The sequence below is a fragment of the Streptomyces olindensis genome, assembly GCF_040645895.1.
GTDB lineage: Bacteria > Actinomycetota > Actinomycetes > Streptomycetales > Streptomycetaceae > Streptomyces > Streptomyces olindensis.
Map to the genome: position 1 here is coordinate 59,013 of NZ_JBEYZD010000010.1, position 14,734 is coordinate 73,746.

Below are 14,734 nucleotides of genomic sequence, written 5' to 3' on the forward strand. Positions count from 1 at the left end.
CGTCAGCGGCGGCCGCCTCCGCCGTAGCCGCCGTACCCGTAGCCGCCGTATCCGTACCCGGGGTAGCCGTACCCCGGGTAGCCGTAGCCGGGGTAGCCGTACCCGTCGTCCGCGTCGCAGGGGTGGCCGTAGCGGTAGCACTCCGGGGCGTCGGGGGCCTGGCCGGTCGGTGCCGGCCGTGACGTCGACGGGGTGGCGGACGGGGTCGGTGTGGGCTCGGGCGTCCTGGTCGGAGTCGGGGTCGGGGTCGGGGTGGGCGTCGGGCGCGGGGGCGGAGCGGGGGCGTCCCAGGTGACGGCCTCCATCTGGAGGTCGGCCTTGGAGGTGTCGACGGCCCAGCGCTGGACCTCGTCGTCCGCCCGGGCCTTGAGGACCAGGGCCCCCGAACCGTCGGTCGCGGCCGGCGCCAGGGCGAGATCCTGGTTCCAGCGGGGCACCAGGGCGCCCTGGAGGGTGAAGTCGTAGCGGACGTTCCTGCTGTCCGGCTGGGACGCGCCCGTGCAGGGGGCCAACCGGACGGAGTAGCCGAGGCGGGAGTCCAGGCAGAGGTCGGGGGCGGCGCCGTTGCGCAGCAGCCCGTCGGTCTCGTACGTCCACTGCTGGGCGGCGCCGGACGAGCAGGGGGTGAGCACCGCCTCCGCGTCCTCGACGGCCTTCTTGCCCTCGATGCCGACGCACAGGCCCGAGGAGACGTTGTGCAGCCGGCCGCGCAGGGCGCCCTTCTCGGCGTCGCCCGCCCCGGCCCAGGACGGGTCGCCGGCCGGCTCGCCCGTGTCGGCGCCGGGTGCTTCCGAGGGCCGGTCCGCGCCCGCCGACGGGGCGCCGTCCCCGGAGTTGCCGGTGGACCACAGGACCAGCGGGAGGACGACCAGGCCGCTGACGGTCAGGATGCCGGCGGTCAGGTTGCGGCGCCGGGCGGCGCGGCGGGCCGCCTTGTGGGCGGATCTGCTGCGGGCGGCGCGGGGGCCTTCGGAGCGGCTGCCCGGGGACGCGGCGACGGGCGGGGTGGAGCGGCTCTCGAAAGCCGGGGCCGGGGCGTGGGCCTGGGCCTGGTGGAGTCCTGTCCCGCCCTCGGCCGTGTTCATGCCGTGGGCGCCGGGGCCGGCCGGCGGGGTGGGCGCGGTGCTGTCGGGGCCGGTGAACGATTCGCCGACACCGACGGCGAGGGCGACGGGGTCCGGGAAGGTCTGCCGCCCGGCACCGGCCGGTGCGGTGGGTGTCTCACCGGCCGTGCTCCCGGTCCCGGGCTCACCGGCCATGCCCCCGGCCCCGGGCACGGCGGGCGCCGCGGCCTCGCCCGGCACGCCCTCGGCGTAGTCCCGGCCGCCCCAGCCCAGCACCGCCTCCGCGAGGGCGACGCCGAGCCCGTGGTTGAACCGGCCGAGCTGGTCGGCGGCGGCGCTGCAGTGCCCGCAGCCCTCGATATGCGCGCGTAGATCCGGGTCGATGCCGGCACCTCCGCGCCGGTACGTCACGTCGAGCAGCCGGAGGTAGCGCCGGCACTCCTCGTCGGGGGCGAGTTCGCGGTGCAGCTGGAGGCACTCCTCGCGCAGCCGGTCGCGGGCCCGGCCCAGTTCGACGCGCGCGCCCTCCTCGTCCAGGCCGAGCAGCCCGGCGGGAGCGGTGAGCGGCTCGGCCTCGACCTCGACGTGCCAGAGCAGGCAGCGGGCGGACTGAGGCAGCCGCTGGAACGCCCCGGAGAGCAGGCGCCGGTTCTGCGGCGGCAGCAACCGGGCGGCCGGCCGCTCCCCCTCGCCGGTTCCGGTCAGCAGGTCCGGGTGGAGCATGTCGCGTCGGTGGTCGCCGGCCCACTCGGCCGCGATACGCCGGACGGTGACCAGCAGATGGGGCCGCCAGGCGGAGGTCGGGCCGTTCTGGCGCAGGGTCTCGCCGAAGAGACGGGTGAATGCGGCGGTGGTGAGAATTCCCGCGGAACGCGAACCGTCGGTGCACAGCCGGGCGTAGGCGAAGCCCGCCTCCCAGTGCCGGTCCAGCAGTTCGCCGACGGGCTGGAGCGCGGGGGTCGCTCCCGTCCACTTCCTCAGCTCGGCGCTCAGCTCCTCGTCCGTCGCGCCGGGCCCGCGGGCCGGGGCCGGGGAATTCGACGGGCCTGCGTCATTCACGCTGCATTCCTCTCAAGGACATGCGAAGAAAAGTCCATACCAAGGGGTATGCCGGCTGATGGCCTCGCGCATACAGAAGAAAGGTGTGTTGTACGCACACCGACAAGGCACACCTTTGCACAGGTCAACGACGGGGAACAAGAGATCTCACGGTTTCGTGCATTGCGTACGCGGCAACCGCCTTTTGACAAAATGTCAATCAGCGGAGCGAAAGGGATTTCCGTGCTGTCCCCGGTTTCAGTGCCGAGTTCGGTACGCGCCGGGCGGTATCCCGTAGCGCTCGCGGAAGACGCGGTTGAAGTGGAACGGGCTGGCGAAACCCGAGGCCGCCGCGACGCGTTCCACGGGCAGGTCGGTGCCCTCCAGGAGCCGGGCGGCGTGGCGGAGCCGGGCCTCGCGCAGGGCGCGCATGGGCGACTGGCCGAGCTGCCGGCTGAAGAGGTGGGCGAACCGGGACGGCGACAGGGCGACGTCCTCGGCGAGCGAGCGGACGGTGTGCGGTGCGCCGGGGTCGGCGTCGATCAGCTCCCGCGCCCGGCTGATCCGGGGGTCGAGGCCGGGCCGGGGCGCCGCCGGCCGGGTCCCCGCGGTCGTGAGCAGGACGATCTCCTCCAGGGCGCACAGGGCCAGTTCACGGGCCGCGCTGCCGTGCGCGACGGCGACCAGCCCGTCCGGGCTCCCGGGCGCAGCGCCCTGGCCGTCCGAGGCCACAGGCGCAGCGCCCTGCCCGTCCGAGGCCGCAGGCGCCGCAACCTGCCGGTCCGGGCTCACGGGCGCGGGGGGCGTGCCAGTTCCGGTCCAGCGGGCGTCGGCGTGCATCCGCCGGAAGGCCGCCTCGACGCGGTCGTGCACTCCGGCCGGGGTGGCGGTGACCACGTACACCCCGTCGCCCCTGTCGTACGGCCGCAGCCACGCGGCCCACGACGTGCGGGCCTGGCAGTGGGCCCACCAGAAGCGCCAGTGCCGGGCGCCGGGCTCGACCGTGTAGCCGTGCGGGACGCCCGGGGCGAGCACGACCAGGTCGCCGGCACCGGCCGGGGTCCGGGCGCCGCCCTGCCACAGCTGTCCGCGCCCCGCCGTGGTCCAGGTGAAGAGCCAGCTGGCCGAACCGCGCGGCCGGCTGACGCCGTAGCCGGGCGGCTGGTCGAAGTGGCCGAGCACGACCAGGCCGGGCGGCGGCGCCGGGTCCCCGCCGGCCCCGCTGTCAGCAGTGCCGGGCAATCCCACAGCACGCACGGGCATCCTCCTCGACGGCTGGGCAGCCTAGCGTTCCGGACCGAGGACACCGGACCGAGGAGTGCGTTCATGACAGTCACGGGCAACGGCGCCGCCGGCGCTTCCATCCTGGACCCCGCCGGCCTCCGGCGGTACCGGGAGGGTTTCGAGGAGGACGGTTTCACGGTCGTGCGCGGGCTCTTCGGGGCCGACGAGATCGGCCGGCTGTGCGACGAGTTCACGGCGCTGCGGGCCGCGGGCCCGGTGCCCGGGCACTTCCAGCCGCGTGCGGCCGCCGGACCCGGCGCCGATCCGCTGCACGTGTGGCCGCGGGTGATGCATCCGCACGAGATCAACGACTACGCGCGCGAGGTCCTGCTGGACGCCCGGCTCCGGACGGTTCTGGAGGTGCTGCTCGGCGAGGAGGTGCTGGCCGCGCAGAGCATGTTCTACTTCAAGCCGCCGGGTGCCCGGGGGCAGGCGCTGCACCAGGACAACTTCTACCTGCGGGTGGAGCCGGGCACGTGTGTCGCGGCGTGGGTGGCCTGCGATGTGATCGACCGGGAGAACGGCGGGCTGGAGGTCGTGCCGGGCACCCACCGGATGGACCTGTTCTGCCCGGAACTCGCCGACTCGGACGTGTCCTTCGCGCGCGAGTACGTCGCGCCGCCGCCCGGGCTGGAGCCCGTGCCCGTGGACATGCGGCCGGGGGACGTGCTGTTCTTCAACGGCAGCCTGGTGCACGGCTCGCAGCCGAACCGTTCGGCGGATCGCTTCCGGCGGTCGTTCATCGGGCACTACGTGGGGCGGTCGGCCGAGCGGATCGGGGAGTTCTACCGCACGCTGACGATGAGCGGGACGAGGGTCGTCCTGCCGGAGAGCGAGGGCGCGGGCCCCTGCGGAACCGAGTTCGCGCCGCAGGGACCCCACTGATCCGCGGTCCGCGCCCCGGGGCGGTTCAGTGCCCGGCGATGGGATGCGCCGTGTAGGGGCGCTCCAGCTCCTCCAGTTCCTTGTCGCTCAGCCGGAGCTCCACGGCGGCCACGGCGTCCTCCAGGTGCCGCGGCTTGGACGCGCCGACGATCGGGGACGTCACCGTGGACTGGTGCAGGAGCCAGGCCAGGGCGACCTGGGCGCGCGGCACTCCGCGTTCCTCGGCGATGCGGGTGACCGCCTCGACGATGGTGCGGTCGCCCTCCTGGTACAGGTTGCTGCCGAAGGTGTCGGTGGCGCTGCGCTCGGTCGTGGCGTCCCAGTCGCGGGTGAGGCGGCCGCGGGCGAGCGGGCTCCAGGGCAGCACGCCCACGCCCTGGTCCGCGCAGAGGGGGAGCATCTCGCGCTCCTCCTCGCGGTAGATCAGGTTGTAGTGGTTCTGCATGGAGACGAAGCGGGTCCAGCCGTTCAGCCGGGCGGTGTACTGCATCTTGGAGAACTGCCAGGCGTACATCGAACTCGCCCCGATGTAGCGGACCTTGCCGGCCTTGACTACGTCGTGCAGGGCCTCCATCGTCTCCTCGACGGGGGTGTGCGGGTCGAAGCGGTGGATCTGGTAGAGGTCGACGTAGTCGGTGCCGAGGCGGGCGAGGCTCCGGTCGAGCTCGGTCATGATCGCTTTGCGGGACAGTCCGCCGCCGTTCGGCCCGGGGCGCATCGGGTAGTGCACCTTCGTCGCGAGCACGATCTCGTCGCGCCGGGCGAAGTCGCGCAGGGCCCGGCCGACGATCTCCTCGCTGGTGCCGTCGGAGTAGACGTTGGCCGTGTCGAAGAAGGTGATCCCCGCCTCGACCGCCTGCCGGATCAGCGGGCGGGAGGCGTCCTCGTCCAGGGTCCACTCGTGCCGGCCGCGGTCGGGCAGCCCGTAGGTCATGCACCCCAGACAGATCCGCGAGACGTCCAGGCCCGTCGAACCGAGCTTCACGTACTGCATCGTTGCTGCTCCTGCCTTCGGGAGGGTTACCAGGGGAGCGTACGTGCTCGTGTGCACTCGAAGGCGAGGCGGGCGGGACGGGCTGACGGGCCGTCAGTGTTGCTGCCCCCAGGTGACCGCCCGGCGTGGGAGCGGCGGGGCGGCGCGCCCACTGCCGCATCCTCGGCGCAGGTGGCCGGTGCCGGGCCGGCCGGTGGCTCACGGGAGGCCGCGTGGCGGCACGACGGAGGACTCTGAGGATCCTGACCGGGGCGGCCGCGGTGTCCCTCGCCCTCGCCTCGGCCGGCTGGAGCCGGCCGGTCCCGCCGCGGCCCGAGGTCAGGTCCCCGGCACCGGCCGCGGACGGGCCGGCGACGCTCTGCGTGCCCGCGGGCGTCCTGCGCGGCGAGCGGGGCGAGCGGGCGGCCGTCAGCCTGTGCGCGGGCAGCGGCACCCCGGTGATGGCACTCTCGGCCTCCGCGACCTGCCGCCGCCCCGGGACGTCCGTGCGGTACGCCTGCCTGACCTCCGGCAGTTGGACCGCCGAGCGCGACGGCGCGACCGTCGCCTCCGGGACGCTGCCCGGCTCGCAGCCGTACCCGGGCCCGGGGACCTACGACGTCACCGCCGCCGTGCGTGTCCGCTCGACACCGGCCGGTGTGGACCTGCGCGGCACGGTCCGGGCCACGCTCACCCTGACCGCGCCGAGGCAACGGCCCACCCACCGCGTCGAGGTGGACCGGCGGAGCCTGCGCCCCGGGACCACGACCACGCTGACGTACACCGTGTACCGCGACAGCGAACAGGGCGACGGCAGCGCTCGGTTCGGGCTGATCGGCGAGGAGACCACGAGGGTGCGGATCAGCACGGCCGACAGCCGGTGCGTCAACCCGCTGGTCGGCCGGGCGCCCGCACGGGAGCGGCTGACGCACTCCGTGGACTGTGCGCTCACCGACCTCCAGCCGGGCCGTCCCGCCACCGTGCGGGTCCGGGTCGCTCTGGCATCGGCCTGCTCGACGGTCGTCTCGAAGCTGGGCTACTGGATACCGCGCGGGCAGGCGCTGTACACCGGCGGCATGGTGGAGGGGCCGACGGTCGGCTGCGACTGACCCTGCCGCACGGCCCGCCCGCGGGGCCCGCCCGGTCAGTCGCGCTCGATGAGGTCCAGCGCCCGCTCCCACCCGAACTCCGGCCGCCCGCCGTCCGCCGCCGGCTCCCCGGCGTACGGCTCGCCGAACCGTACGCCCATCCCCCGCAGCCGTTCGAGGCTGTCGCGGTAGGCGGGGTGGGCGGCCAGCGCGTCGGCCACGCACGGCAGGACCGCGATCGGCACACCGAGGCCGACCGCCTCGCAGAGGGTGCCCAGGGCGAGGGTGTCGGCGATGCCGGCCGCCCATTTGTTGACGGTGTTGAAGGTGGCGGGCGCGACGGCCACGGCGTCGGGCGCCGGGAACGGGCGCGGCTCGCCCGGGGTGCGCCAGGCGGACCGGATCGGGCGGCCCGTCCGGGATGCGACGGCGGCGGTGTCGAAGAAGCCGTTCGCGGCGACCGGCGTCGCGATGACGCCCACCTCCCAGTCCCGTTCCTGCGCGGCGGTGATCAGCCGTCCGACGTCCGCGGCGATGCCGGCGGCGCAGACGACGACGTAGAGGAAGGGCTTGCGGGCGGCGGCCTGTCGGGTCATCCGGGAAACCCTAGCCACTCCCCCGGCTCACCGGACGGGGAAGGTGTCTCCGCGTTCGGACTGCGGCCGGGGGCCGTGGATGCGGCGCTCCCGTTCCTCGATCGGCACGTCGTTGATGCTGGCCTCGCGGCGGGACATGAGGCCGTGCTCGTCGAACTCCCACAGTTCGTTGCCGTAGGAGCGCCACCACTGCCCGTCGGCGTCCCGGCACTCGTACTGGAAGCGGACGGCGATGCGGTTGCCGTCGAAGGCCCACAGGTCCTTGCGCAGCGCGTACTCCCGCTCGCGCTCCCACTTGCGGGTCAGGAACTCGACGATCGCGGCCCGGCCGGTGACGAAGGTGTCGCGGTTGCGCCAGACGGAGTCCTCCGTGTAGGCGAGGGCGACCCGGTGCGGGTCGCGGGTGTTCCAGGCGTCCTCGGCGGCCTGGACCTTGCGCGCGGCACTCTCCTGGGTGAACGGCGGCAGCGGTGGGCGGTCGGTCATGGATCCTCCCCGGTCAGCGATGGAGAACGAGCGTTCTCCACGGTGGCTGCTACGGTAGGAGAACGCTCGTTCTCGCGTCAAGGAGGGGTCGTTCATGGACCGTGCGGTGGCCCGGGAGCGGGCCCTGGACGCCGCCGAGGAGCTGTTCTACGGGCGGGGCGTGCAGTCCGTCGGCATGGACGACGTCCGCGGCGCGTCCGGGGTCTCGCTCAAGCGGCTCTACCAGTTGTTCCCGGCGAAGGAGCAGCTGGTGGAGGCGTATCTGGAGCGGCGGGACGCGCGCTGGCGCGGGCGGCTGGCCGCGTACGTGGAGCGGCACGGGGAGCCCGAGGAGCGGATCCTTGCCGTGTTCGACTGGCTGGGCCGGTGGTTCGGCGAGCCGGACTTCCGCGGCTGCGCGTGGATCAACGCGTACGGCGAGCTGGGCGCCACGTCCGCGCGGGTGGCCGGCCAAGTGCGGGCGCACAAGCGGGCCTTCCGGGAGTACCTGGACTCCCTCGTCGGCGCGGCGGGGCTGCCCGCCGCGCTGGGCGGGCAGCTGTTCCTGCTGGCCGAGGGTGCGATGGTCACGGCGGGCGTCACCGGGAGCGCCGGGCCCGCCGCCGAGGCGCGGGAGGCGGCCCGGCTGCTCCTGCGCGCCGCCGCGTGAGGCAGGCCGTCAGCCGACGGTCTCGGAGACGGTGATGGCGCTCACCGGGCAGGCCCGGGCCGCCTCCCGCAGCAGCGGGCTGCCGCCGCCGTCCTCCCGTCCGGGCAGCACGGTGCTGTAGCCGTCGTCGTCCTGGGTGAACACGTCCGGGGCGGTCAGGGCGCACTGGCCCGCGCCGATGCAGAGGTCCTTGTCGATGTCGATGCGCATGTCCCGAAGCCTCTTACCAGGTCACGGGGAGTTCCAGCATCCCCTGGATCGTGTCGCCCGGTTTGAAGGGGATCTGCTCGGCCGGGGCGGCCAGACGCAGGCCGGGCAGCCGGTCGAAGAGGGTGCGCAGGGCGATCTCCAGTTCGGCGCGGGCGAGGTTCTGGCCGAGGCACTGGTGGATGCCGAAGCCGAACGCGACGTGGTGACGGGCGGGGCGGTTCCAGTCGAGCGTGTCCGGCTCGGGGTAGACGCTCTCGTCGCGGTTGATGACGGAGGTCGCGAAGACCACGCCGTCCCCCGCGCGGATGGTCGTGCCGGCCACCTCGATGTCCTCGACGGCGAGGCGCAGCAGGCCGTCCGCGATGGACAGCATCCGCATCAGCTCCTCGACGGCGGTCGGCACCAGCTCCGGGTCGGCGCGCAGCTCGGCGAGCCGCTCGGGGTGCTGGAGCAGGGTGAAGGTGCCGAGCGAGATCATGTTGGCGGTCGTCTCGTGGCCCGCCACCAGCAGGATGAGGGCCAGGGCGATCAGGCCCTCGCGGTCGAGCTCGCCGTCGCGCAGCTGCCGCTGGACCAGGTCGTCCAGCAGGCCGGTGCCGGGATCGGACTGCTTGCGGTCGATCAGTTCGCCGAAGTACGCCTCCAGCCGGTCCCGGGCGTCCATCACGTCGGCGGTCTCCGGGCCGCGCAGCAGCCGGCGCGACTGGTGCTCGAAGAAGTCGTGGTCGGCGTACGGGACGCCGAGCAGGGCGCAGATCACCATGGACGGCACCGGCAGCGCGAAGGCGCTCACCAGGTCGGCGGGCGGCCCCTGGGCGATCATCGCGTCGAGTCGCTCGTCCACGATCTGCTGGATGCGTGGCCGGAGTTCGACGGCCCGCTTGAGGGTGAAGTCCCCGACGACCATGCGCCGCTGGGTGCGGTGCTCGGGGTCGTCGACGCCCAGCAGGGCGGTGCGGCGGTTCCGGATCCCGGCGAAGCGCTTGGTGGGGGCGGGGAAGCCGGGGCGGTCCCGGTTGGACGACAGGCGCGGGTCGGCCAGCAGCGCCCGGGCGGTCGCGTGCCCGGTCACGAGCCAGGCCTCGCGGCCGTCGAAAAGGGTGATCCGGGTCAGGGGACGCTCGGCGCGCAGTGGCTCGTAGGCGGTGGGCGGGTGGAAGGGGCAGGTGCGGCTCTGAGGGAAGGCGACGGGTTCGGCGGGTGCGGTCGTGTCCGTCATGAAGACCTCGCAGACGAAGTGTGCGTCGTGCCGATCTTCATTAGATGCCCCAGGCACCTATGGAGCGACGTGAAGTTCGGCCAGATCGGTGCTGACGTGCAACTTGGCCGGGGAATGCCGTCTTCCTGTTCGAGCCGGATCCAAAACCGGTTGTGGACGGGGCGGGGCAGGGGTCAGGATCCGGCCATGCCTGCCTTCGATGCCCGTCTGTCGCTTTCCGCCGCCGCTTGCGCCGCGCGCCGACAGCAGCCGTCCGGCCGCCGTGGAGGTCCGACCGCGCCGCGGTCATGACCGCGGCGCTCCTCGACGGGCTGCTCGCCGGGTACGGCATCGCCGTCCCCGTGGGCGCCGTCGGCGCCTATCTCGTCTCCCTGACCGCCCGCACGTCCCTGCGCACCGGTGTCTGCGCCGCACTCGGCGTCGCGACCGCCGACGGGCTGTACGCCCTCGCGGCCACGCTCGGCGGGACGGCCCTGGCCACCGCGCTGCGGCCGGTGCTCGGGCCGCTGCGGTGGGTGTGTGTGCTGGTGCTGCTCGCGCTGGCGGTGTGGGGCGCGGTCGGCGCGCTGCGCGCGTACCGCGGCCACCGGCCCGCCGGCCGGACGGCCTCCGCTCCCCCGCGTCCGGCCCGGGCGTTCTGGGGGCTGCTCGGCATCACCCTGCTCAACCCCACCACCGTGATCTACTTCGCGGCACTCGTGCTCGGCTCCCGGGCCACGGGTCAGGCCGGGGCACTGGAGCAGGGCGTGTTCGTGCTGGCCGCCTTCGCGGCCTCGGCGAGCTGGCAGGTGCTGCTCGCCGGGGGCGGTGCGCTGCTGGGCCGGGCGCTGACGGGACGTCGGGGCCGGTTGGTGACGGGGCTCGTCGCGAGCGGGGTGATGACGGCGCTGGCCGTGCGGATGGCGGTGGCGCCGGGGTGAGACGGCGTGGCCGGGATCCGTCGCGGTGCGGATGATTCGCGGGCCCACGGGTGTTGTAGGCGGCAGTCAGTCAGTCGTGGACACGGCGAGAGGACGGATGCCATGCCTCTTGAGGGCGAGTACGAACCCAGCCCGACGCAGTGGGTGCGCCGGCAGGTGGAGCTGTACGAGAGTTCCGGCGGTACCCAGGGGACGACCCTGCAGGGCTCCGGCATGCCGGTGGTGGTGCTGACCTCACGGGGCGCCAGGAGCGGGAAGCTGCGCAAGAACCCGGTGATGCGGGTGGAGCACGAGGGGCGGTACGCCGCGGTGGCCTCCCTCGGCGGGGCGCCGAAGCACCCGGTCTGGTACTTCAACCTCAAGTCCGACCCGCGCGTGGAACTCCAGGACGGGCCGGTCAAGCGGGACATGACGGCCCGTGAGGTCACGGGCGCGGAGAAGGCCGAGTGGTGGGAGCGTGCGGTCGCGGCGTATCCGGCGTACGCCGAGTACCAGAAGAAGACGGACCGCGAGATCCCGGTGTTCGTCCTGGAGCCGGCCGAGGACGACTGAGGTCCGGGACGAGCGGTCGGTGCATCGGCCCGGTGCCGTGGGACGGCGGCGGGCCGGTGGCGTGGTGGGCGCGGGCGGTGATCTCGTGATGATCTCCGCGGTGATCCCCGCGGTGATCGAGACGGCCGGCCCGGCCGCGCCCACCGCGACCGGGCTCGACGTCGGTGCCCGCAGGAAGGCGGGGGTTATGGGGGGTACAAACTCGACCTCCCTGCCGGCGGGACGGTGGCTACCGTGGACGGCATGGACCCGCGCCCCGACCACCGCACCGACCACCGCACCGAGATCCGCGGTTTCCTCGCCAGCCGCCGCGCGAAGATCACCCCGGAACAGGCCGGGCTGCCCACCAGCGGCCGGCGCCGGGTGCCCGGGCTGCGGCGCGAGGAGGTCGCCGTGCTCGCCGGGGTGAGCACCGAGTGGTACACCCGCCTGGAGAAGGGCCACATCAGTGGCGTCTCCGAGGACGTGCTCGCCGCGGTCGCCCAGGCGCTGCAACTGGACGAGGACGAACGCACCTACCTGTTCGACCTGGCCCGAGCCGCCCGCCCCGCCGCACGCACCCCGTCCCGCCGCAAGGACGTCGCCGTCCCGCCCCGCATCCAGTGGCTGCTCGACTCGATGACGCTGTCCTCCGCGTTCGTGCGCAACGGCCGCCAGGACGTCATCGCCCACAACGCGCTCGCCCGGGCCCTGCACTCGCCGGTCTTCGACAGCCCCACCACCGACAAGCACGGCCGTCCCAACATCGCCCGGTACATCTTCCTCGACCCCGGCGCGCGGGACTTCTTCGTCGACTGGGACGCCGCCACCGTGGCCACCACCGCGCTGCTGCGCGCCGAGGCCGGGCGGGAACCGCACGACCGGGTCCTGCGCGAGCTGATCGGCGAACTGTCCACGCTCAGCCCCGAGTTCCGCAGCCAGTGGGCCGTCCACGACGTCCGCATCCGTCACGAGGGCGCCAAACGGTTGCGGCACCCCGAGGTCGGTGAGCTGGACCTGTGGTATCAGTCCCTCGATCTGCCGCTGTCCCGCCGGGCCGTTCACGACCTGACCGTCTACACCGCCGAACCGGGCAGCACCTCGGAGGAGCGCCTCAGGCTCCTCGCCAGCCTGGGTGCCACCCGGTCCCGGGCGACGGAGCCCGACCAGCTCCGCTAGCCCCGACCAGCTCCGCTAGCCCCGGTCGGCGCCGGCGGTCGCCGAACGGGTGATGCTTCCCGGCTGCGGAAAAAATTTCTTCGGCCGGGGTGCATGAACCGTCCTCGGCGGGGCACGCGTGGGTCAGGCCCCGCCGCGCTCCCCCGTCGCGGCGGGGCTTTCCGCTGCCTCGCGCGCGGGGCGGTCCGTGACGTCGAGGAAGATCTGGTCGGCCTCGGGCACCGTCCTCGCGATGGAGCGCTTGATGCGCACGGCGACCTCCTCGACCCGCTCGCTGTCCAGGCCCGGCATCAGGTCGACCCGGGCCGCGACCAGGGCCGAGTCGAGGCCCGTCTTCATCGTGAACAGCGCCTCCACGCTGTCGATCTCGGGCTGCGCCCGCAGCAGGGCCTGGATCCGTCCGCTCGCCTCCGGGTCGGCCGCCTCGCCGATCAGCTGGTCGCGGGCGTCGCGGCCCAGCCGGTAGGCGACGTAGACCAGCAGCGCCCCGATCGCCAGGGAGGCGGCCGCCTCCCACACCACCTGGCCGGTGACCATGTGCAGCGCCATGCCCGCGATGGCCAGCGTGACCCCGAGCACCGCCGTGCCGTCCTCGGCGACGACCGTCCGCAGGGCCGGGTCCCGCAGCCCCTCGCGTCCGCCGCCCTGCCGGCGCACCTGGTACAGCGCCCGCAGCAGGGAAGCGCCCTCCGCGAGGAGGGCGATGCCGAGCACGACCAGGCCGGCGACGTAGCCGTCGAGCCCCTCCTGTGCTCCTCCCGTGAGGGCTTCGAAGCCCTGGAAGAAGGAGAAGCAGCCCCCCATCACGAAGATGCCGACGGCCGCGAGGAGCGACCAGAAGAACCGCTCCTTGCCGTAGCCGAAGGGGTGGCGCCGGTCGGCGGGGCGACGGCTGCGGCGCAGGGCCGCCAGTAAGAACACCTCGTTCAGGCTGTCGGCCATCGAATGGGCCGCCTCCGACAGCAGGGCGGGCGATGCGGCGGCCAGACCGCCGACGGCTTTGGCGGCCGCTATCACCAGATTGGCCGCGAGCGCCACCAGCACGGTGACGCGTGTCCTCCGATCAGATCCTTCTTCAGTCACCCCCGCCGATTGCCCCGGTCGGCGGTGCTCACACCGTGCCGTCCGCGGAAAACGGGGAACGCGTTCACCAGGGCACACGCACGACCAGCAGGTCACACGTACGGCAAGGAGGTCTTCCCCATGAGCCGCGACGACGGCGACGGCGGCAACAGCGCCTACGGAAAGAGGACGTTCAAGCGGTCCAAGGCGCACTTCACGGACCGGATCACGGAGGACGGCCGGGACGGCTGGCCGGTGGAGGCCGGCCGCTACCGCCTGGTCGTCAGCCGGGCCTGCCCGTGGGCGAGCCGGTCGCTGGTCTCCCGGCGGCTGCTCGGCCTGGAGGACGCGCTGTCGCTGGCCGTCGCCGACCCGATCCAGGACGACCGCAGCTGGCGCTTCACCCTGGACGAGGACGGCCGCGACCCGGTCCTCGGCATCCGCTGGCTGAGTGAGGCGTACGACCGGCGGGAGACGGACTATCCGGGCGGGGTCAGCGTGCCGGCCGTCGTGGACGTGCCCAGCGGGAAGCTGGTCACCAACGACTACCAGCAGCTCACGCTCGACCTCGCGACCGAGTGGACGGCCCTGCACCGCGAGGGGGCACCCGACCTGTACCCCGAACGGCTGCGCGACGAGATCGACGAGGTGATGGCGGACGTCTACGAGGACGTCAACAACGGCGTCTACCGGGCGGGGTTCGCCACCGGACAGGAGGAGTACGAGGCCGCCTGCGCGGGTGTGTTCCGGCGGCTGGAGCTGCTCGCGGCCCGGCTGGAGCGGCAGCGCTACCTCGTGGGCGACACGATCACCGAGGCCGACATCCGGCTGTTCACCACGCTGGTCCGCTTCGACGCGGTCTACCACGGCCACTTCAAGTGCAACCGCTGGAAGCTGACGGAGAACCAGGTGCTGTGGGGGTACGTCCGCGACCTCTACCAGACGCCCGGGTTCGGCGACACCGTCGACTTCGACCACATCAAGCGGCACTACTACCAGGTGCACACGGGCATCAACCCGACCCGTGTCGTGCCCCTGGGGCCGGACATGTCCGGCTGGCTGACCCCGCACCACCGCGAGGAGCTGGGCGGCCGGCCGTTCGGCGACGGCACCCCGCCCGGGCCGGTGCGCGCCGGGGAGCGGGTCCCCGCCGCGCACACACCATGACCACTTCCGACCCCCCTTCAGCTACCAAGGAGATCCCCGTGGCCAAGAAGAAGAAGATGTCCCTCGCCTACCAGCCCCTGGGTTTCGTGCTCGGCTGGTCGGGCGGCTGGCTGGCCGGGCTCGCCTTCCGCAAGACGTGGATGGCGATCCGGCACGAGGAGGACGCGCCCGACGCGCTGGACAAGGACCGCGGCTGGGGCGAGATCCTGCTGGCCGCCGCGATCCAGGGCGCCATCTTCGCCGTGGTGCGCAGCGCCGTGGACCGTGCGGGCGCCAAGGCCATCGAGCGTTCGACCGGCACCTGGCCGGTCGGCGAGAAGGGTGGCCGGGACTGACACGACGCGGCCCCGCCCGGCCCCGTGCCGGGCGGGGCCTGCCTGTGC

General features: G+C 73.6%; 16 protein-coding genes. 8 read left to right on the plus strand and 8 right to left on the minus strand.

Translation table 11 applies throughout. The annotated features are described in order from the left end of the window. Positions 1-2 precede the first annotated feature (2 nt). Entirely contained in the window at positions 3-2,123 is a 2,121-nt protein-coding gene (locus ABZ948_RS08390; protein ID WP_359758153.1) for a ricin-type beta-trefoil lectin domain protein, read from the minus strand. A gap of 237 nt (positions 2,124-2,360) precedes the next feature. Further along, positions 2,361-3,365 (minus strand): helix-turn-helix domain-containing protein, encoded by a 1,005-nt coding sequence (locus ABZ948_RS08395; protein WP_359758154.1) that lies wholly within the window; start codon positions 3,363-3,365, stop codon positions 2,361-2,363. 63 nt (positions 3,366-3,428) lie between these two features. On the opposite strand from ABZ948_RS08395, the gene ABZ948_RS08400 reads away from it, so the two are divergent. Continuing rightward, positions 3,429-4,271, plus strand: a complete 843-nt coding sequence (locus ABZ948_RS08400; RefSeq protein ID WP_359758155.1) for a phytanoyl-CoA dioxygenase family protein — start codon at positions 3,429-3,431, stop codon at positions 4,269-4,271. 25 nt (positions 4,272-4,296) lie between these two features. Here the strand turns inward: ABZ948_RS08400 and ABZ948_RS08405 are convergent, their stop codons facing one another. Then, complete coding sequence (locus ABZ948_RS08405; protein WP_359758156.1) at positions 4,297-5,265, minus strand: aldo/keto reductase; 969 nt, start codon at positions 5,263-5,265, stop codon at positions 4,297-4,299. Positions 5,266-5,477: 212 nt separating this feature from the next. On the opposite strand from ABZ948_RS08405, the gene ABZ948_RS08410 reads away from it, so the two are divergent. Next, positions 5,478-6,353: a hypothetical protein gene (locus ABZ948_RS08410; RefSeq protein WP_359758157.1), complete on the plus strand. Its 876-nt coding sequence runs from the start codon at positions 5,478-5,480 to the stop codon at positions 6,351-6,353. Between the two features lie 35 nt (positions 6,354-6,388). Here the strand turns inward: ABZ948_RS08410 and ABZ948_RS08415 are convergent, their stop codons facing one another. Then, positions 6,389-6,928 carry a flavoprotein gene (locus tag ABZ948_RS08415; protein WP_359758158.1) on the minus strand — a complete coding sequence of 180 codons (540 nt, stop codon included), beginning with the start codon at positions 6,926-6,928 and terminating at the stop codon, positions 6,389-6,391. A gap of 27 nt (positions 6,929-6,955) precedes the next feature. Further along, positions 6,956-7,414: a nuclear transport factor 2 family protein gene (locus ABZ948_RS08420; RefSeq protein WP_359758159.1), complete on the minus strand. Its 459-nt coding sequence runs from the start codon at positions 7,412-7,414 to the stop codon at positions 6,956-6,958. A 94-nt stretch (positions 7,415-7,508) separates the two neighbouring features. Between ABZ948_RS08420 and ABZ948_RS08425 the strand changes: the two genes are divergently transcribed. After that, positions 7,509-8,063 (plus strand): TetR/AcrR family transcriptional regulator, encoded by a 555-nt coding sequence (locus ABZ948_RS08425; RefSeq protein ID WP_359758160.1) that lies wholly within the window; start codon positions 7,509-7,511, stop codon positions 8,061-8,063. A gap of 9 nt (positions 8,064-8,072) precedes the next feature. Here ABZ948_RS08425 and ABZ948_RS08430 read toward each other — a convergent pair whose 3' ends face one another. Then, positions 8,073-8,273: a ferredoxin gene (locus ABZ948_RS08430; protein ID WP_359758161.1), complete on the minus strand. Its 201-nt coding sequence runs from the start codon at positions 8,271-8,273 to the stop codon at positions 8,073-8,075. Positions 8,274-8,286: 13 nt separating this feature from the next. Then, positions 8,287-9,492, minus strand: a complete 1,206-nt coding sequence (locus ABZ948_RS08435; protein WP_359758162.1) for a cytochrome P450 — start codon at positions 9,490-9,492, stop codon at positions 8,287-8,289. Between the two features lie 287 nt (positions 9,493-9,779). Between ABZ948_RS08435 and ABZ948_RS08440 the strand changes: the two genes are divergently transcribed. From ABZ948_RS08440 to ABZ948_RS08450, 3 genes are all read left to right on the plus strand, one after another. After that, positions 9,780-10,412, plus strand: coding sequence for a LysE family transporter (locus tag ABZ948_RS08440; RefSeq protein WP_359758163.1), 633 nt, complete (start codon positions 9,780-9,782; stop codon positions 10,410-10,412). Positions 10,413-10,514: 102 nt separating this feature from the next. Beyond that, the gene (locus ABZ948_RS08445) at positions 10,515-10,964 is read left to right on the plus strand and encodes a nitroreductase family deazaflavin-dependent oxidoreductase (protein WP_359758164.1); all 450 of its coding nucleotides are present in this window, start codon (positions 10,515-10,517) and stop codon (positions 10,962-10,964) included. A 243-nt stretch (positions 10,965-11,207) separates the two neighbouring features. Further along, a complete protein-coding gene (locus ABZ948_RS08450) occupies positions 11,208-12,122 on the plus strand; it encodes a helix-turn-helix transcriptional regulator (protein WP_359758165.1) in 915 nt (304 codons plus the stop codon). 123 nt (positions 12,123-12,245) lie between these two features. On the opposite strand, the gene ABZ948_RS08455 is transcribed toward ABZ948_RS08450, so the two are convergent. Beyond that, complete coding sequence (locus ABZ948_RS08455; protein ID WP_435857471.1) at positions 12,246-13,166, minus strand: cation diffusion facilitator family transporter; 921 nt, start codon at positions 13,164-13,166, stop codon at positions 12,246-12,248. A gap of 159 nt (positions 13,167-13,325) precedes the next feature. Between ABZ948_RS08455 and ABZ948_RS08460 the strand changes: the two genes are divergently transcribed. Both ABZ948_RS08460 and ABZ948_RS08465 read left to right on the plus strand, forming a co-directional pair. Beyond that, positions 13,326-14,351: a glutathione S-transferase family protein gene (locus tag ABZ948_RS08460; protein ID WP_359758167.1), complete on the plus strand. Its 1,026-nt coding sequence runs from the start codon at positions 13,326-13,328 to the stop codon at positions 14,349-14,351. Between the two features lie 38 nt (positions 14,352-14,389). Then, positions 14,390-14,686: a DUF4235 domain-containing protein gene (locus ABZ948_RS08465; protein WP_359758168.1), complete on the plus strand. Its 297-nt coding sequence runs from the start codon at positions 14,390-14,392 to the stop codon at positions 14,684-14,686. The last annotated feature ends 48 nt before the right edge of the window (positions 14,687-14,734 follow it).